Genomic DNA, 19299 nt, shown 5'->3' on the forward strand with positions numbered 1-19299 from the left:
TATGTCTAAAACTACCAACATATTGAAAAGACTGGGCATTGCCACCCTTTGGGTAGGCGTGATGACAGGCTTTGTCATATTGCTGGTAGCCGCCAATAATGTAAAAGACGAAAGCAAATGCAAAAAAATCGTTGTTAAGTTCGAAGGGGAAGATGACAATTTCTTCATTGAGTCAAAGGATATCAAATCCCTGATAACAAAGGATAAAAGCATTAATCCGGTAGGAAAGCCGATTGGATCTATCAATGTAGCACAGCTGGAAAAGCTGATTGATACCGATCCCTGGGTAAAAAATTCCGAATTGTATTTTGATAACCAGCAGCAGCTGAACATCAAAATCAAACAGCGGGAACCGGTAGCGAGAGTATTTACATTTTCAGGCAATAGTTTTTACCTGGACGAAACGGGAGAAAGAATTCCGGTTTCTACCCGATATGCTGCCAAAGTACCGGTATTCACTGGCTTCCCTACAGATGCGGAAAAGCTGCAGCGGGCGGATAGCCTGCTCACCGCGCAGATTGTAGATTTGGGTACCTATATCAATGGCAATGCGTTCTGGTCGGCCCAGGTAGAACAACTGATGATCACACCGGATCACAAGTTCGAATTCATCCCGCAACTTGGAGATCATGTAATTGCAATCGGTGATGGCACGGGTATAGACAAAAAATTCACCAAGCTACTGGCTTTTTATAAAGAAGGACTGAACAAAGTTGGCTGGAATAATTATTCTCGCATCAACGTAGCATTTGAAGACCAGGTGGTGTGTACAAGGAAAGATGGTGTTGCACCTTTGCAACCAATCATTACTTCCGACAGTGTGAAAGTGAATGGAGCAGATGAAGTGCCTGTATATGAAAACAACGACTCAGCATCAGCAGTCACCAGCAAAAAAACGGAGGAACCAGCGGCGGTAAAACCGAAGCCCGCAGCCAGGCCTTCTACGGAATCAAAAGCTAAGGCGGAGAAAAAGGAGCCTGTGAAGAAAGAAACAGTGAAGAAAAAGGAGAAAGCACCTGCAGAAAAGCCCAAGCAACAACCTAAAGCAGTGTATAAGCCAGGGAATAAATCTGTTAACACATCAAAAAAACAAAAAACGCCATGAATCAGGAAGCTCCTATCATTGTAGGTCTCGACATAGGCACTACGAAGATTGCTGCCATAGCAGGAAGGAAGAATGAATTCGGGAAACTGGAAATCCTGGGATTCGGTAAAGCCACATCGTTTGGTGTTCAGCATGGTATGGTGCTGAACATCGACCAAACAATAAAGGCGATCAGGCAGGCCCTGGAAAATTGTTATGCATCCAACCCCAACCTGGAGATTAACGAAGTATATGTAGGCATTGCCGGACATCATATTAAAAGTTTGCAAACCCGCGGAGATATAGTACGCAATGATGTGGAAGCGGAAATATCCCAGAAAGATATTGATCAGTTAATCAACGATCAGTACAAAACCGTTATTCCTGCAAGTGATCAGATCATTGATGTGATCCCGCAGCAATATATTGTGGATAGTCTGCAGAATATCACCTACCCCATTGGTATGTCGGGGGTGAAGGTGGGTGCAAACTTTCACATCATCACCGGCGATAAAAACGCCATTCGTAACATTAACCGCAGTGTGGAAAAATCAGGTCTGAAAATCCGTGACCTGGTATTACAGCCACTGGCTTCTGCTGCAGCGGTGATGTGCGATATGGACTTTGAAGCAGGTGTAGCCATCGTGGATATTGGTGGTGGTACCACTGACCTCGCCGTATTCTACGAAGGAATTCTCAAACACACTGCAGTAATTCCTTATGGCGGTGAAAATATTACCAACGACATTAAAAACGGTTTGGGCGTACTTAAAACCCAGGCTGAACAGATGAAAGTGCAATTCGGTTACGCCCTGGCAGACGAAGCGAAGAGCAATGCTTACATCACTATACCCGGCTTACGTGGACAGAGTCCTAAAGAAATCTCTGTTAAAAACCTGGCGCATATCATCCAGGCGCGTATGAGTGAAATACTCGATTTCGTGGTGTATCACCTGAAACAAATCGGCATGGACAATAAAATGCTCAATGGCGGCATTATACTTACCGGAGGAGGTTCCCAGCTGAAGCATCTGATTCAGCTCACAGAATATACCACCGGTGTAAGTGCACGCATAGGTTTTCCTAACGAGCATCTGGCAAGCGGACATATCGACGAACTGACGAAACCAATGTATGCTACCTGCGTAGGTCTGATTCTTAAAGGCTATAACGATTATGAAAATGATCGCAAGTCACTGGAAGAAAACTACGTGAAAATAAATACCAGCTATCTCGCAAAAGAACAGGCAGCACAATCAATGGCAGAACAGGATTCCTGGGTAGAAGAAAGTGCACCCAGCAGTCAGGAAATCCAGGATAGAAAGGCTAAAGAAAGAAATGCATCTTTGAAAAATTTCCTCGACAAGATGAAAACAAAGATCATCGACATGTTCACCGAAGAAGAAGACGCTAAACTATAAAGAGATGGCGCAATTGTTGTGTTAGTAGCCTTCCGACAATAATTGCGCCGGCTAAAACGAAACAAATAAGAATTAAGAACGATCGTTAATAATGATAAGGCATATGAACCATAGTAACAACATAGTAAAAGCAGACTTAATTCTTAATAATTCATTATTAACAAATCGTACTAACCCATAAAAGAGACAGAGTCATGATACATTTTGATCTTCCTAAGGAAAAATCTTCTATCATCAAGGTCATCGGTATTGGTGGTGGCGGAAGCAATGCGGTGAATCATATGTATAGCCAGCGCATTGATGGCGTGAATTTTATTATCTGCAATACCGATGCACAGGCTATTGCAAACAGTCCTGTCCCCAACAAGATCCAGCTGGGCCCCCATCTCACGCAGGGTCTTGGTGCCGGCGCTAACCCCGAAATCGGCAAACAGGCAACAGAAGAGTCCTTTGAAGAAATCAAAAAAATACTGGAGGTGAATACCAAAATGGCTTTCATTACCGCTGGTATGGGTGGTGGCACCGGAACGGGTGGCGCTCCTATCATCGCGCGTATTTGTAAAGAACTGGGTATCTTGACCGTTGGTATTGTTACCACCCCTTTTTCTTACGAAGGTAAAAAGAGAATGGGTCAGGCAGATGAAGGTATCTCCCGTTTGAAAGAATACGTGGATACCCTGCTGATCATCTCAAATGATAAACTGCGTCAGAAATTCGGCGACCTTAAATTCAAGGCCGCATTCGAAAAAGCTGATAACGTACTCGCTACTGCTGCGAAGTGTATTACGGATGTGATTAACTCTACCGGCCAGATCAACGTCGATTTCGCCGATGTGTGCACCGTAATGCGTAATGGTGGTGTAGCGATACTCGGCTCCGCACTGGCAGAAGGTGAAAACCGTGCGCAGCGTGCTATCGAAGATGCGCTGACCTCTCCATTGCTGAACGATAATGATATCCGCGGCGCTAAATGGATCCTTATCAATATCTCATCTTCTGAAGGTGAGTTCGAACACACCCTCGATGAAATGGATATCATCCAGGCTTACGTGCAAAGCCAGGCTGGTGAGGATTGCGACGTAATCCTTGGTGTGGGTTACGATCAGGCACTCGACAGGAACCTGGGCGTTACTATCATTGCTACCGGTTTCGAACAGAAACCCATTCAGCAACAGAAAATAACTCCCTCCAACCCTGAAAGAGCAGAGCCTAAAATCGTAATGCAACTGGGTAAAGACGGTGATGAGAAAAAAATGAATATGCAGCAGAGCCAGGGCTTGTTGTTCCAGGAACCACAGGACCTGATGGCACCTCGCCTCATGGACCACCCTGAGCCGGTAATTCCATATTCACAGCCATCTGTACAACCTGCCAGCCAGCAGGCCCCGATCGCGCCATCCCGTCAGAACTATGTACTGAATATCCAGCAGACGCCTGTACAACCAGTACCGGAACCGGTACAACCAGTTGCACAGCCTGTGCAAACCGTACAGCCCCTGCAGCCGATGCAACAGGTACAACAGCAGCCAATTCAACAGCCGCTGCCTAACCCTGCTGTAAACACTGCACTGAATAACATCAATGTGATTCAGCCTCAGGCAGGTAACACCAGTGCATATACGACGATTCCGAATCCTATATATGTAGAGCCAGGCACTACGCCTCCTCAGGAATTGAAGCAGGAAATGAAGATGGTATATAAGGAAGATGAACACAATCATACTCCTATGCCACCTGAAGTGCCTATGCACAATACTTACGAGGACCTGGAAGAACAGAAACGTAAACAAGCCGAAAGAGTTGCAAAACTCCGCAGCATCAGCTTCAATGTGAAAAACATGGATAATAACGCTGAAATTGAAAACGTTCCCGCTTACCTCCGTCGTAATGTAAACCTGGATAATGGCGCCGGTTCTGCAGAACAGTTCTACTCCAACTACACCGTAAGCGGTGAGCCCGGACAGAACAATCCGACTGAAATAAATACGATAAATACTTTTTTAGATGGAAAGAAACCCGATTGATAAAGTAACATTTATCTTTTCCGGTAAATATTTGATTGTTTTTTAGTTGTGTTAAGAAAATCCTCCGGTTCCCCGGAGGATTTTTTATTTATTCGCAACGGCAAATACGCATGCCAGCCTCGTAACAGGCCAGCGGCCTGATACAAGGCCGGCCCGTCCCGATCGCCGAAGGCGATTGGGACGGGCCGGCACTAAACAAAATATGATCTTATAGAGTATTCAACTTCGCTTTCGCAGCATTAATCACGTCCGCCGCAGGCGTAGTTTTCAACGCACTGATTTCAACCGGCTTCAACATATCTTCCAGCTGCTGGAGCTTTTCCTTATCTCCATTTTTTTCAAATTCTGCCCTTAAAGTCCGTATTTTCTCGAAATCCTGGATACCTTCCACCAGTCTTTCGAAACGAATGGAAGATCTCGGTCCCGGATATACGAAGTAAGTATCGCCGGCTGCCCAGGCTCTGAAGCGACTATCGGTCAGCGGATCTTTTACCCAGCAATTAAATGCCCAGCGTAAGTAGCCATCATAACCTTTTGCAGCAGCATACCAGCCCATAAAGGCTGATTCAGCTGGTGGTGAAAAGGTGAATGTATTGGGATACCCTTCAGTGCAGCAGGTATAGAAAGTGGTAGGCCAGCCTTTTGCCTTACGGGCTGCCATCTCTTCTTTAGTAAATGCTTCACCGGAAGCGATACAGTAGTCATAAATTTCATTTACCAGTGGCCCGTGGTGGCTGCCTGCGAGCGACAACTTCAGGTCTTTATCCGCCTTACGGATGATAGTGAGTGCCTCCTGCATATCTTTCATCGGACGCTCGTCCATAGCGATGGTAGTAATGCCGAACCAGCCTTTTTGTTTCAGGTGCTTTACAAAACTGTTTAGCATAGGCTGCCAGTGTGCAGTGTATTCCGGAGAGCCTGGTTTAGCCACAATAAAAGTATCGCGGTTAGCGGCCTCGTCGAAGTAGTAAAACTTGAGATTCCATGGAATCATGCTGTAGCAGTTGATTTCCTTCTTAATGCCCAGGCTCATCATGTAGGTTACCCATTTATCGAAAATGGTGTAATCGTACGCCCAGCTGCCATCTTTCTTTTTGGTCCATTTGATCATGCTGCCATACACATCCTGTGTTTGGCTGTTCCATGGATCATGAATCAGGGTGGCAGTGATACATTTTTGACCTGCAGCAGCCAGCATTTGCATGTATGGCTTCATCGCGGCAAAATGGGCATCACTCCAGGGCTTTACGTTATACATACGGGCTACTGCGTCAGGACTCTGCCAGAGGTCCAGGTGAAAGGCCCATTTATCCGGTGTGGATAAAGTGCGGTTCAATACCTCGAGCTGAAACTGTTTGCGGATCTTGCTTTTACCTGCGGTAACTTCGATAGTACCGGTGTAATTGCCAGCGGGGGTATTTGCCGGCACCTGTATACTGATCCATACCGGTTGTGTGGTTTTTCCGGCTATTGCATTCGAATTTTTCAGGTCGATGCCATCTGCCACGAGGGAGGAGTCAAAGTCCTGCGGTTTACGGTAGCCGCAGCCACCGCCATTTTTGTTGAGTTCATCTGTCATGACATACCGTACAAAACCTGCCTGCACAGCGTTTGCGGGAAATTTGAACTGGCCGCCGGTAATTCCGGTTACCTGTACCGTTACTTTATCCAGTGGCTTTGCGGTCCATATGAGCAGCTGCGTATGTACTCTTTCCCCTTTCCAGGCGGTACCTTTCCACGTTTCGGTGGTTTGGGCAGCAGCAGGAGCATTTCTTTTTTCATAACGGGTATCGGTATTACCGAAGGCTACATGTACTTGCTGATCGTATGCTTGCCAGGAGGCTTCAGAAACCGGGCGAGGGTCTGGCAATTCTTTATAATCGCGGGTAAGCGGCGATTGCGCGAATGCGTTTTGTTGCAATGCTACGAGGAGTAGCATGCCGAAAATTTTGTTCACCATTACTAAATAGATTTTCATTGCTATGGGGCAGCACTAGCGGACTTCCCCTAAAAAGATTTGCCCAATATCTTAAAAAAACGCCGGTTTTTCTAAGATATCGGGCAAAATATGCTTACCGTTCATGGAAAAGCTAGAACCGGTGAACTATCCGCTTGAGCTGCAGATTTGTTACCGGCGCTACCACCAGCGGGTATTTTTCGATGGTGACATAGCTGGAATCCAGGCCAAAACCTCTTTCTTCCGACAGGCTGATCTTTTTCAGGAAGAAGTACATCTTCATGATCATTCTTTCGTAGAGTGGCAGGTCATTATCGTGGGATAAGAATTTCTCCATCACAATAAACTGGAAGTCGCCTACTACATTGTTCTTGCTGAGCGACTCATAGCGGCTGGTGATGTTCACTTCCTTGTTACGCACCATATCTTCTACTACCATGCGGAACATCAGGTTGATGCGTTGTTCCACTTTGAAACCGAGGCGGAATTCCACGCGGATCACTTCGTTTGGAATAATCGTTTGAACCGAATATTCGCTGAGGTAAGGTTCGTCCACCACATCAACGTGTACAAACCAGTAGATATCGGCTCTTTTCGGCTTCTTATTGAGAATGGAGTATATAATCTTATGTTCGATCTCCTTTGGATTATCCGCGCTGCTCATATATACCAGGTGCGTGGCATATTTAGGGATAGTGGTATCGTTGCTGAGCTCCTGCATGATGGGCAGGTAGTCTTCCAGTCGAACGAATTCCACGTACCGGTTTTTGATTTTGCGGGACTTAAACCACACCATCATAACGAGGAACAGCGCTCCTGCCACGATCACGGTAACGTAACCACCATGGGCAAATTTCACCAGGTTGGCAAAGAGGAAGGAGAATTCGATGGTAAAGTAGACGACGAGGTATAGCAGTATCCATCCGATCCATACCCTTCGGGTATATAGATAGAAGGCGAACAGGCAGGAGGTCATCAGCATACAGATGGTGATGGACAGGCCGTAGGCTGCCTCCATGTGCGAGGATTCCTGGAATATCAGAACGATGGCGGCGCATCCTACAAACAGCATTACGTTGATGCCTGGGATGTAGAGCTGTCCTCTCATTTCGGTTGGGTAGTTTACCCGCAGCTTAGGCCAGAGGTTGAGGCGCATTGCTTCTGAAATGAGGGTAAATGAGCCGGAAATCAGGGCCTGGCTGGCAATAATGGAGGCCATGGTAGCGATGAGTACACCAAAAATGACGAACCATTCGGGCATGATGGTAAAGAAAGGGTTCTGATCTTTAGGAATGATCTGACCCTTTTGTGTGAGTAACCAGGCACCCTGACCGAGATAATTGAGGATCAGGCAGGTTTTCACAAATATCCAGGAGATGCGGATGTTTCCTTTTCCACAGTGGCCGAGGTCCGAGTATAGTGCTTCCGCACCCGTGGTACAGAGGAATACTGCACCGAGGATCAGGAATCCTTTAGGGTAGGTGGTAAGCAGTTCGATGGCGTAATGCGGACTAAAGGCCTTGAAAATGCTCAGGTCATCGGCGATATGGGTGATCCCGAGGATGCCGAGCATAGAGAACCATAGTACCATGATGGGGCCGAAGAGGCGCCCGATGGATACGGTTCCGAACTGTTGCATGATGAACAGGCCGGAGATGATGGCCAGTACGATCTTTACGATAGTAAGCTGGCTAAGGTCTTTAAATACCTCGAGGGTACGTAGCCCTTCGATGGCGGAGGTAACGGTAATAGGAGGTGTGATAATGCCATCTGCGAGGAGTGCGGCTCCCCCGATCATGCCGAAGATAACCGTCCATTTGGCGTGTCGTCGAACGAGTGCATAAAGGGAGAAGATACCGCCTTCACCTTTGTTATCTGCCCGGAGGGTAAGGATAACGTATTTGACGGTTGTTTGCAGTGTAAGTGTCCAGATGATACAGGAGATACCACCAATGACAAGCAGGTCGCTGATAGGATTACCTCCTACAATGGCCTTAAACACATAGAGCGGAGAGGTTCCGATGTCGCCGTAGATAATTCCGAGCGCTACGACTAAACCTGCCAGGGAGACCCTGTTAATGTTTATACCCACTTAGAAAAAGTTTGTTAAAAAAGCCCCCAAAATTATATGTTTTTGGGATATGGAGCAAAGGAAAGGAAAAAATGGACTTAAGGTGTGAACCTGGGATTGGCGCAGTAAGTGTACAGTGTGTGGAGATGGGTGGAAACTAAAAAGTCCTCCGCTTGAGGCTGGAGGACTTTTTAGTATTATCATTCTTTGGGAGTGTACTGATTAGTTAGCAGGAGCTAAATCAACAGTGTTAGACTCACCAGGAGTGTTTTGTTTGATGAAGCGACCGCGATCGATACCTTGTTTATCAGCCAGGTAGTCGATAACTGCATCAACGCGACGGCTGCTCAGATCAACACCACCTTTTTTACCTTTAGCACCAGCGTGGCCGGTAACCAGAACGTTACAAGATGGGTTAGATTTCAGGGTTGCAGCAACGCTAGCGAGGATTGCTTCGTTGTCAGATGCTACTTTGGTAGAAGAACCTTTGAAAGAAACTGAAGGCAGTACAAGGCTAGCGCAGTTAGTTTCTACGCGGTTTTTGCAGCACTCAGGATCTGGGCATTTACCAACACCGTCAGCGTCAACTGGCTGGCAGTAAGTAGGAGTGATCAGTTGTTTGTCTTTGTAATCAGGAACGCCATCACCGTCAGTATCTTTAGCAACACCGTGAGAATCAACAGGTGCACCAGCTGGAGTGTTAGGTTCGCGATCGAACTGATCAGTTACGCCATCACCGTCTGCATCAGGCAGAACTGGAGTAGGCAGTTTCATGTGACGTGGGTTAGACAGCTCGCTGTAAGCGTATTCCAGCGGGTTGATCCACCATAATGGCTGAACTCGTTTGTTAGGATTACCCAGGTTGAAGTTCAGACGTACACTTGTGTAAGAGTAGAAGTCTTTGGAAGAACCACCAGGACCAGCGTAACCATCGAGGTAAGCGTCAAAAGGCATGGTGATTTTTTCTTCGATACCGATGTTGAAGCGTTTAGAAACTTTGAACGCAACACCAGTACCCAGGTCCAGTGCGTGACGGATCAGCTGGTTGTCGTCTTTACGACCGATAGCGATACGGTTGCCCTGTGCTGGAGCATTCTGTTCGTATTTTTTGTCCTGTACAGATTTGATGTAATCTTTAATGTCAGAACGTTTACCAGTCAGACGAGCTGGATCGTAAACATATGGATTGCCGTTACCGTCTAATGCGTCAACGTCCACATCAGCCATCACGATAGAGTAACCAGCGAGTAAATACCAGTTAGCTTTAGGTTCAGCTTTGTAGAACATGATGTTGCTCAGAGACATCAGCACGTCCAGGGACAGCTGGTGGTTAGCGGATTTGTAGTTGCCGATAATCTGGCCACCATTTCTTGCAGCAGTTGCAGCCCAAGGATTTACTGGATCAACAGTGTAAGGAACCGGACGCAGTTTGTAATCCTGACCGTAGTCGAAAGAACCGGTATACTCAGCTCTCAGGGAGAAAGTATGACCCAGAGATTTTCTCAGGGAGATACCACCACCAAAACCTGGTTGAGCAGGAATGGTACCGCTGATCAGATGCAGACCTCCATGGAAACCGAGTTCCCACATATCCCTAGGTTTAGCAGGGAAGTTGGAAGTGTGGTTCATGAAGTTATTCTGTTGTACCATTTTCTTGCTAGACACTTTGGACGAATCCAGTGCATCATAGCCGGTTGGTTGAACCTGTGCAAAACCAGAAGACGCGGCTAATAAACTCACAGCGCCTGCCAGTAAAAAGTACTTTTTGCTTGCCATAATTGTTTTTTATTTAAAAACTGTTAAAAATTTACTAATAACCCGTTTTTTACCAAGCAAAGGTAAAAATCATTAACGAATAATCAAATTTTTCTTGCAATATTATTTTCATTGATAAGTGCTTAAAAAGCAGTGCGTAACTAAAAGTATTTATATACCTTAAATACGCGTAAGTTAAAGTATTGCAATCCTCGTGTTAACAAAACCTTTAGCTGCTGTTAAAGGTTTGTTATACTCCATATACAAATTAGAGGCCAAAATGTTAAAGTTTCACTTTTTAAACCTAGCTTAGCAATCCTTTTGATTTTAGTCCATGGATGATATTAAATACCTGATAGGTAAGGAATTACAAGATTTTGAGCTCAAATTCGCGGAAGCGGTAAAAAGTAATGTACCGCTGCTGGACCGCGTGATGCATTATATTGTTAAGCGCAAAGGGAAGCAAATGCGTCCCATGTTCGTGTTACTCTCCGCCCGGCTTTTCACAGATAATCTGACGGAAAGTACGCACAGAGCAGCAGCATTTGTGGAATTACTCCATACTGCTACCCTCGTACACGATGATGTGGTAGATGACGCCAATGAACGCCGCGGGTTTTTCTCCATCAATGCACTGTGGAAAAACAAAATTGCGGTGCTGGTAGGCGACTACCTCCTCGCCAAGGGATTATCCCTCTCCCTTAACAACAACGAATTCAGAGCTTTAAAGATCATTTCTGACGCAGTGCAGGCCATGAGCGAAGGGGAGCTGCTGCAAATAGAGAAAACCAGGAAACTCAATATCAAGGAAGATATATACTTTGAAATCATCCGCCGTAAAACGGCCTCACTTCTCGCATCTGCATGTGCTGCCGGTGCCTGGAGCGCTACCAATGATGACACAACAACTGAACAAATGAGGTTGTTCGGAGAAAAAGTAGGAATTGCCTTCCAAATTAAAGATGATCTCTTTGATTATGGGACCGCCAAAATCGGAAAACCAACAGGAATCGATATCCGCGAGAAAAAAATGACCCTTCCCCTCATCTATACACTCGAGCACGCCACCCCGGAAATTAGAAAAAGAATTATCTATATAGTAAAAAATCAAAATACGAATAAAGAAAAAGTAGAGGAAGTTATCCAGCTCGTTAAAGCTTCCGGCGGAATCGAATATACCCAGCAAAAAATGTTTGAATACCGCGATGAAGCCCTCGCCATTCTTCGCCAGTTTCCGGAAACCCCAATCAGAAACGGCCTCGAATCCATGGTCCGGTACACCACCGACCGCACTTTCTAAAAAGAAATTCGAAAATGTTAAATATTAAATGTAAAATGCAATAACCGCTTAAGCTTAGGCTTAAAGCCCATATAATGGTAAAAGAATCCTGAACATATATAATGCAAAAACGCTGGACAGTAAAAGCTTATCAACCAAATCAGGAACATCTGCTGCAATCATCCCTACGCATACATCCCTTGTTATGCAGGTTACTGGTGCAACGGAATGTTCATACCTATGAGGCTGCCCGGCTGTTTTTCAGACCTACACTGAAAGACCTGCACGACCCCTGGCTCATGAAAGATATGGACAAGGCCATTGCCAGAATAGAACTGGCCTTCTTCCGTAATGAAAAAATACTGGTATACGGCGACTATGATGTAGACGGCACCACCGCCGTAGCCACCGTATACGATTTTCTCCATCAGCTCTACAGCCATATTGAGTATTATATTCCTCACCGGTACCGTGAGGGCTATGGCATCTCCACACAGGGAATTGCCTACGCCATGGAAAATGATTTTAGCCTCATCATTGCCCTCGATTGCGGGATCAAATCTGTAGAACTAATCACCGCTGCAAAGGAAGCCGGGATAGAATTCATTATATGTGATCACCACCTGCCGGATGCTGTACTGCCACCGGCTGTGGCCATCCTTAATCCAAAACAGTATGACTGCCCCTACCCTTATAAAGAATTAAGTGGCTGCGGCATCGGATATAAACTGGTGAGCGCCATCGCCCTGAAACGCGGACTCCCGGAAAGTGCGCCCAATAAATACCTGGACCTGGTAGCCACCAGCATCGCAGCGGATATTGTGCCGATGACGGGAGAAAACAGGATACTCGCCTACCACGGCCTGAAGAAAGTGAATGAAGATCCCTTACCGGGTATCAAAGCGCTTATTCAGCTGAATGCACAAAAAGAACTGCTTACCATCTCAAACCTTGTTTTCGCCATCGCTCCACGCGTAAATGCTGCCGGACGTATGGACGATGCCAGGAAAGCCGTAAATCTCTTTGTAGAAAATGATCCTGAAAAAGCCAGGATTATAGCGGAGGCATTACATGCCGATAACTTTGACCGCAAGGAAATCGACAGCACTATTACCCAGGAAGCCATTACGCTGATTCAGAATGACGCAACAATGGCCGCCAGAAAATCCACTGTACTCTTTCAGGCGCATTGGCATAAAGGCGTAGTAGGCATCGTAGCATCCCGCTTGATAGACAAATTCTATTACCGGCCTACCGTTATACTCACGCAATCCAATGACATGGTGGCCGGTTCCGCCAGATCTGTAATGGGTTTCAACGTGTATGAAGCAGTCCATCAATGCAAAGACCTGCTGGAAAACTACGGCGGGCACTTTTATGCAGCCGGTATGACGCTGCGCCCTGAAAACGTAAAAGCTTTCCAGGAGAAGTTTGAGGAGGTGGTAGCCAACACCATCTCCGCAGAAATGCTGGTGCCTGAAATTGTGATAGACACAGAAATACTGTTCAGCGATATCACCCCTGCTTTTTATAATATCCTCAAGCAATTTGAGCCACTGGGTCCTGAAAATCTCCGCCCGGTATTCCTGGCCAGAAACCTCCGTGACACCGGTTTTTCCAAGGTGGTGAAAGATGAACATATTAAGTTTTCTGTACGACAGGGCAACAACGGGCAAACCATGTCGGGTATAGGCTTTTACATGGCTGAAAAATTTGACATTGTGAGCAGCAAAAGGCCCTTTGATATGACGTTTACACTGGATGAAAATGAGTGGAACGGGCAAACCACCCTTCAGTTAAAAGTAATTGATATCCGATAAGCGCTAAGTACCATAACAGCCCTTTGACGGGCCGTTATGGTGTAGGGAAGCGCTCTGTAAAGAACGCCGGATAATGGTTTATTGATATGGTAAAGAGATATCCCTGCTACTAGCGGTGCTGACTAAGCATCCAGGTGTATAACTCCGCAGTGGCATAGGCCCTGGTCCAGGCATCATGGCCACCGGTTGGATATTCAGTGTATTTAATATTTCCCCCCAGGTTCTGCAATGCTTTTACCGGTTCCCGTGAACCATTTACGCTGACGGTAGGGTCATCCGCACAGTGGAAAGCCCATATAGGTAATGATTTCACCGCAGGCACCAGGTTCGCATAACCGGTACCGCAAATAGGTACGGCTGCTGCAAAGTTCTTTGGGTAAGCGCAAATCCAGTCCCATGTTGCTATTCCGCCCATGCTTAGTCCGGTTACTATCACCCGGTTGGAATCCACATGATACTTCGCCACCATTTCCCTATAGAACTTCTGCAACACTTCCCTGTTCCACCACGTCTTGTTGCACTGCGGGGCTACCATTACAAAGGGTTTACCCTTTACGACTCTCGGCAATGCTACATTTTTCAGTATTTCCACATTGGTGCCAATTTCCCCTACCCCATGCAGGAATATCACCAGCGGCCAGCGATAATCTTTCTTTGTGTTGTAGTCATCCGGGATGTATAACAGGTAATCGCTGATATTACCACCAGTGGTTACTTTCTGAGTAGTGGTGCCCAACGGCTGCGGATCAAATTCCTCATCTACCGGCTTGGCTGGCTTTGAGGTTTCTTTCTTTGAGCAGGAAAACAGTGCTATGGACAACAGCACCAAGACATGGCATAAATTTTTAATTGTTCTTTTTTTCATATAACAGCTTCAAATGAAAAGGTCCCGGCAATTGCCGGGACCAGGTTTTACAATATTTTCCTGCGGTGTGAATTACCCGCAGCGGGGTTGCAAATAAAGGAATTAACGCGGGCTGAACTATTTTATTTTATTGGCTTTGGGGCACATATAAGGATTGTTTATAAGAGGAAAAATAATGCCATATTTTTTGTGTTCATAAGCAGGAAAATATTTTTCGTATATACATTAGCGTTAGTATAAAATTTTTTGAGGAGATTTTAGCGAGGCAGGTGACACCTTCGGTGTCACCTGGGAGTTCCGCGCTGCGCGCGGGGTAAGCCGTGTTACGCGGGGTACGCCGTGTCACGCAGGGTGTGGTGTGTCACGCGGGGTGCGGTGTGTTACGCGGGGTGCGGTGTGTTACATGTGCGATATACTGCTGGTATTCGATTGTTTAAGGCCGCCACCGGCGGCCTTAAACAACAAAGCACAAAGGAACCGAAGGTTCCTTTGTGCTTTGTTAATATAACTATACAATAATAATTATGCTTCTTCCTCTTCTTCTTTACTCATCAGTTCTACGCTTCTATTAACAAAAGCAGTAAGATCCGCGCCGGTAAGAAGGTTCTGAGATAACAGCGCGAGGTCCGCCAGGTTTTTAATCTGTTTTTGCTGCAGACCGTTGTTTTTCTCACGCAGGATTTGCAGGTACACCGGATGGTTAGCATTGATGGTCATATTGATTTCATCAGGCATATTGGCATACCAGTTCATTCCGCCGCCACCCATGCTGGCCATATCTTTCATACGGCGCATAAACTCAGGACGGGTAACAATCACCGGCTGGAGGTCGGCAGTGAGGCCTTTCATATCTACCTTAATATTAGGCTGATTTACTTCCTGGGTAAAGAGGTTTTTGAGTGTTTCCTCCTGTTCTTTCGAAAGCAGGGTATCTGCATTTTCGTCTTTATCGATCAGGTTATTGGCGATATCAGCATCTACGCGGGTAAACTGAACATTGTCCCACTTCATCTCTATGTTGTTGATGAAGGCGGCATCTACCAGCGTTTCCATTTTCACTACTTTGAAACCTTTCTTTTGTGCGGCCTGGATGTAGCTGTCCTGCTGCACCGGGTTGGTAGAATACAGTACCACGAGTTTGCCTTCCTTGTTGGTTTGCAGCGCAGCAGTTTCAGTGCGGTATTCTTCCTGGGTGTAAAATTTACCATCAGCCACATCTTCCAGCAGGAGGAATTTATTGGCTTTGTCGAGGAATTTATCGTCTGTCATCATGCCATATTTCACGAACAGGCCGATGGACTCCCATTTTTCTTCGAAGGATTTGCGGTCCTGGCGGAACATTTCATCCAGTTTATCCGCTACCTTTTTGGTGATATAGCCATTGATTTTTTTCACATTCGGATCGCCCTGGAGGTAGCTACGGCTAACATTGAGCGGGATATCCGGGCTGTCGATCACACCATGCAGCAGCATCAGGAATTCCGGAACGATATCTTTTACCTCATCGGTAACATACACCTGGTTGGAATACAGATTGATTTTATCTTTCTGTATTTCATAGCTCTTGGTAATTTTAGGGAAGTACAGGATACCGGTGAGATTAAAAGGATAATCTACGTTCAGGTGAATCCAGAACAGTGGTGCTTCTGCGAAAGGATATAATTCTTTATAGAAGTTCTGATAATCTTCAGCGGTGAGCTCGCTCGGTTTTTTAGTCCAGGCTGGCGCTACGTTATTGATTTGTTCTCCTTCGAACTTAACCGGAACGGGGAGGAATTTACAGAATTTGGTCAGGATGGAACGGATGCGGCCTTCGTCGAGGAATTCTTCGCTCTCTTCGTTTACGTGCATCACGATTTCAGTACCACGTTCTGTTTTGGTAGTCTCTTCGAGGCTGTATTCAGGGCTGCCATCGCATTCCCAGCGAACCGCAGGGGCATCTTCTTTCCAGGATTTGGAGAAGATTTCTACCTGGTTACTAATCATGAAAGAAGAGTAGAAGCCGAGGCCGAAATGACCGATTATATTGGTGCCGCTTTCCTGGCCTTTGTATTTTTTCAGGAACTCTTCTGCGCCGGAAAAAGCCACCTGGTTAATGTATTTATCCACTTCTTCCGCAGTCATACCCACACCATGATCTGCGATGGTGATAGTTTTTTTCTCTTTATCCAGTTTTACTTCGATATCGATATTGCCCAGGTCGCCTTTGAATTCACCCACACTTGCCAGTGTTCTGAGTTTTTGGGTAGCATCTACGGCGTTACTCACCAGCTCACGGATAAAGATTTCGTGATCGGAATACAGGAATTTTTTGATGATCGGAAAGATATTTTCCGTTTGTACACGTATAGCGCCTTTTTGCATGGGAAAAGTAAATTTTAGATTTCGGGGAGATGAGAGTCAAAGGTTGTGCCAGCGCCGTGGTGGCTGACAAGATGACGCGAGGCGGGATTTTTTCACGCAAAGCTTTGCTGGCGGCGTAAGGGGCAAAGGATTGGTGCGATCTTTTTTTCTCGCAGAGCAGCATAAGAGGCATAAGCAGCAAAGGATTGTGTTTTATTTTGCTGGCAATATGCCGGTAATCTGCTGGCAACCTGCTGATAATTTGCTGGAAATCTGCTGGTATCCGCGGGGAATACGCTGGCTATCTACCGGCAACCTGCTGGTACCCTGCTGGCAATACACTGGCAATACGCTGGCAATACGCTGGCAATACGCTGGCAATACGCTGGCAATACGCTGGCAATACGCTGGCAATACGCTGGCAATACGCTGGCGCCGCGCGCAGCGCGGCACTCCCCAATCGCCACCGAAGGTGGCGATTGCCTCCCAACTGGTTCAGCACCAGAACCCTAAATAATATATAACAAGCTATAAATCAATTAATAACCCAAAAAAGAAAGAATATTCCATAATAAAACCCGGTTATCTCCTAAAATTGGGAATAGTTCTTTATCTTTGCGGTCCGAATTTTTTTATTAAACCTAACAAAAAACAGGGAATTATGAACTACGAATTGATGGTGATCTTTACCCCTGTGCTTTCTGAAGACGACTACAAAGCGGCTCAGAAAAAATTCGTCGATATCATTAAAGATAACGGCGGAGAAATCACGCACGAAAATCCCTGGGGATTAAGATCACTGGCGTATCCTATCCGGAAAAAGACTACAGGAATGTACCTGGTTCTGGAATATACTGCGCCAACCGACCTCAATGAGAAGCTGAAAATCCAGCTGAACCGCGATGAAAATGTATTACGTCACATGGTGACTGCGCTTGACAAATACGCTGTAGCGTACAACAACCGCAAGAACTACGGTGCGAATGCTGAATCTAAAACCACTGAAGCTTAAAATTATGGCAGTTAAACCTAAACAAGAGATCAAATACTTAACAGCCGTAAAAACTGAAAAACGTCAGAAGAAATACTGCCGTTTTAAGAAAATGGGCATCAAGTATGTAGATTACAAAGACGCGGAGTTTTTGAAGAAATTTCTGAACGATCAGGGCAAAATGTTGCCACGTCGTATTACAGGTAACTCCCTGAAATTTCAGCGTAAAGTAGCCCAGGCTATTAAGAAAGCTCGTCAAATGGCTTTATTGCCTTATGTTACTGACCTTTTAAAGTAAGAAGTTATGCAAGTTATTTTAATACAAGACGTAGACAACCTGGGTCAGAAGAATGAACTGGTTTCCGTAAAGAATGGTTACGCCAGAAATTTCCTGATCCCGCAGAAGTTTGCGGTAGAAGCTAGTCCTTCTAACCTGAAACAACTGCAGGAGCGCCTGAAAGTACAGAAAGTGAAAGAAGAGAAACTGCTGGCGGAAATCGCTAAAGTAGTGGAAGTTCTGAAAGCTTCTCCTGTTAAAATCGGCGCTAAAACCGGTACTTCCGGTAAAATCTTCGGTAGCGTTACCGGTGTTCAGATTGCCCGCGCAATTAAAGAACAGAAAGGTTACGAAATCGACCGTCGCCGCATCCACATCCTGGATGATGTGAAAGAATTAGGTACTTACAAAGCTCGCCTGGACTTCGGTAAAGGCAACGATACCGAAATGGAATTCGAAGTGGTAGCTGAGTAATATATAACTCTTGAATAGTAAAGCACCCGTGCCGCCTGGTACGGGTGCTTTATTTTTTGTAACTTCCCTCCCATGATAAAGTATCTCCTTGCCCTCGCTTTACCAGTGCTGCTGACAGCCTGTTCTTCCCACCGCGGGAAGCTCAATACGCCACGCCTGCAGGCCATCACTATCCATGGAGAAAACAACCCCTGGATAAGTTTCAGGTATAATAAAGACGGGCAGATGACCACCCTCACAAAACATCCCAACGCAAACGATACCAATACCATCCATTTTGAATATGACCAACAGCACCGTCTCACCGGCATGCGCTGCGAACTCAATACCCACAACCAGGTAAAGGTGACTAAATCAGCCACCGTTAAGGACTGGGATCTGCGCGGCAACATCAAAGAAGTGGATTTCTTCGACGGGGATAAACAACACGTACGTACTGCACGTATCCAATGGCAAAACGACCTGCCCCTGTCACTCAAATACACCGACCTCCAACAGGCCACCAGCTGGGATTACATAGAAGGCAACCCCACCTGGAAAAATATCGCCAAAGATCGACGGGAGGATACCACCATCTACTTTACCAAAGCCAGCTGCGACTGGGATAACTCCTATAACCCACTCGCGCGCCTGGCCAACCAGCTCATTCTGGCAGATACCATTCCGCAGGGCCATGCCAGCGAGCCCCTGCCCGACCTGGCCAACCTCCTCTTACATATCAGCTTTAACAATCCCAGCAGAATCCAGCTGGACGAAAAGCTGGAAACAGTCACCCAACAGGGTGTGATGGCTTTATCCAGATCCACCACCGTGCAGTATATGTATGCCTGTAACGGGAATGGTTATCCCAGAAGCGCTAACGTCTACCTACATACAAAAGGTTATACACAATTCAATAATACCTGCAATACGGTGGTAGATTACAGTTACGAATAACT

The 19299-nt window shown here is 46.0% G+C and carries 15 protein-coding genes; 10 read left to right on the plus strand and 5 right to left on the minus strand.

Annotated features, from left to right (window positions below; translation table 11 throughout):
- The first annotated feature begins 1 nt into the window (after nt 1).
- From BUB18_RS02485 to ftsZ, 3 genes are all read left to right on the plus strand, one after another.
- The gene (locus BUB18_RS02485; protein ID WP_073077687.1) at nt 2-1105 is read left to right on the plus strand and encodes a cell division protein FtsQ/DivIB; all 1104 of its coding nucleotides are present in this window, start codon (nt 2-4) and stop codon (nt 1103-1105) included.
- Nucleotides 1102-2505, plus strand: a complete 1404-nt coding sequence (gene ftsA, locus BUB18_RS02490; RefSeq protein WP_073077689.1) for a cell division protein FtsA — start codon at nt 1102-1104, stop codon at nt 2503-2505. Before BUB18_RS02485 ends, ftsA begins: the two co-directional genes overlap by 4 nt.
- Before the next feature lie 194 nt (nt 2506-2699).
- On the plus strand, nt 2700-4529 hold the full coding sequence (ftsZ, locus tag BUB18_RS02495; RefSeq protein ID WP_073077691.1) for a cell division protein FtsZ: 1830 nt from the start codon (nt 2700-2702) through the stop codon (nt 4527-4529).
- Nucleotides 4530-4737: 208 nt separating this feature from the next.
- On the opposite strand, the gene BUB18_RS02500 is transcribed toward ftsZ, so the two are convergent.
- The 3 genes from BUB18_RS02500 to BUB18_RS02510 form a co-directional block, all read right to left on the minus strand.
- Entirely contained in the window at nt 4738-6489 is a 1752-nt protein-coding gene (locus BUB18_RS02500) for a DUF4091 domain-containing protein (protein ID WP_073077693.1), read from the minus strand.
- Nucleotides 6490-6619: 130 nt separating this feature from the next.
- Nucleotides 6620-8578, minus strand: a complete 1959-nt coding sequence (locus BUB18_RS02505) for a KUP/HAK/KT family potassium transporter (protein WP_073077695.1) — start codon at nt 8576-8578, stop codon at nt 6620-6622.
- 201 nt (nt 8579-8779) lie between these two features.
- Entirely contained in the window at nt 8780-10207 is a 1428-nt protein-coding gene (locus BUB18_RS02510; protein ID WP_178372068.1) for an OmpA family protein, read from the minus strand.
- Between the two features lie 439 nt (nt 10208-10646).
- On the opposite strand from BUB18_RS02510, the gene BUB18_RS02515 reads away from it, so the two are divergent.
- Complete coding sequence (locus tag BUB18_RS02515; protein ID WP_073077698.1) at nt 10647-11612, plus strand: polyprenyl synthetase family protein; 966 nt, start codon at nt 10647-10649, stop codon at nt 11610-11612.
- Between the two features lie 101 nt (nt 11613-11713).
- Nucleotides 11714-13411: a single-stranded-DNA-specific exonuclease RecJ gene (gene recJ / locus BUB18_RS02520; RefSeq protein WP_073077700.1), complete on the plus strand. Its 1698-nt coding sequence runs from the start codon at nt 11714-11716 to the stop codon at nt 13409-13411.
- Between the two features lie 109 nt (nt 13412-13520).
- Here recJ and BUB18_RS02525 read toward each other — a convergent pair whose 3' ends face one another.
- Both BUB18_RS02525 and htpG read right to left on the minus strand, forming a co-directional pair.
- A complete protein-coding gene (locus BUB18_RS02525) occupies nt 13521-14276 on the minus strand; it encodes a carboxylesterase family protein (RefSeq protein WP_083549279.1) in 756 nt (251 codons plus the stop codon).
- Between the two features lie 522 nt (nt 14277-14798).
- The gene (gene htpG / locus BUB18_RS02530) at nt 14799-16640 is read right to left on the minus strand and encodes a molecular chaperone HtpG (RefSeq protein WP_073077702.1); all 1842 of its coding nucleotides are present in this window, start codon (nt 16638-16640) and stop codon (nt 14799-14801) included.
- Between the two features lie 208 nt (nt 16641-16848).
- Here htpG and BUB18_RS02535 point away from each other — a divergent pair, with 208 nt between their 5' ends.
- The 5 genes from BUB18_RS02535 (at nt 16849) to BUB18_RS02555 (ending at nt 19297) form a co-directional block, all read left to right on the plus strand.
- The gene (locus BUB18_RS02535) at nt 16849-17136 is read left to right on the plus strand and encodes a hypothetical protein (protein WP_143159801.1); all 288 of its coding nucleotides are present in this window, start codon (nt 16849-16851) and stop codon (nt 17134-17136) included.
- Between the two features lie 144 nt (nt 17137-17280).
- Nucleotides 17281-17631, plus strand: coding sequence for a 30S ribosomal protein S6 (rpsF, locus tag BUB18_RS02540; protein WP_245805604.1), 351 nt, complete (start codon nt 17281-17283; stop codon nt 17629-17631).
- A gap of 4 nt (nt 17632-17635) precedes the next feature.
- Entirely contained in the window at nt 17636-17908 is a 273-nt protein-coding gene (gene rpsR / locus BUB18_RS02545) for a 30S ribosomal protein S18 (protein WP_073077706.1), read from the plus strand.
- A gap of 6 nt (nt 17909-17914) precedes the next feature.
- Nucleotides 17915-18361, plus strand: a complete 447-nt coding sequence (gene rplI, locus BUB18_RS02550; protein WP_073077708.1) for a 50S ribosomal protein L9 — start codon at nt 17915-17917, stop codon at nt 18359-18361.
- A gap of 72 nt (nt 18362-18433) precedes the next feature.
- A complete protein-coding gene (locus tag BUB18_RS02555) occupies nt 18434-19297 on the plus strand; it encodes a hypothetical protein (protein WP_073077710.1) in 864 nt (287 codons plus the stop codon).
- Nucleotides 19298-19299: the final 2 nt, after the last annotated feature.

The organism is Chitinophaga jiangningensis (assembly GCF_900142605.1).
GTDB classification, from domain to species: Bacteria; Bacteroidota; Bacteroidia; order Chitinophagales; family Chitinophagaceae; genus Chitinophaga; species Chitinophaga jiangningensis.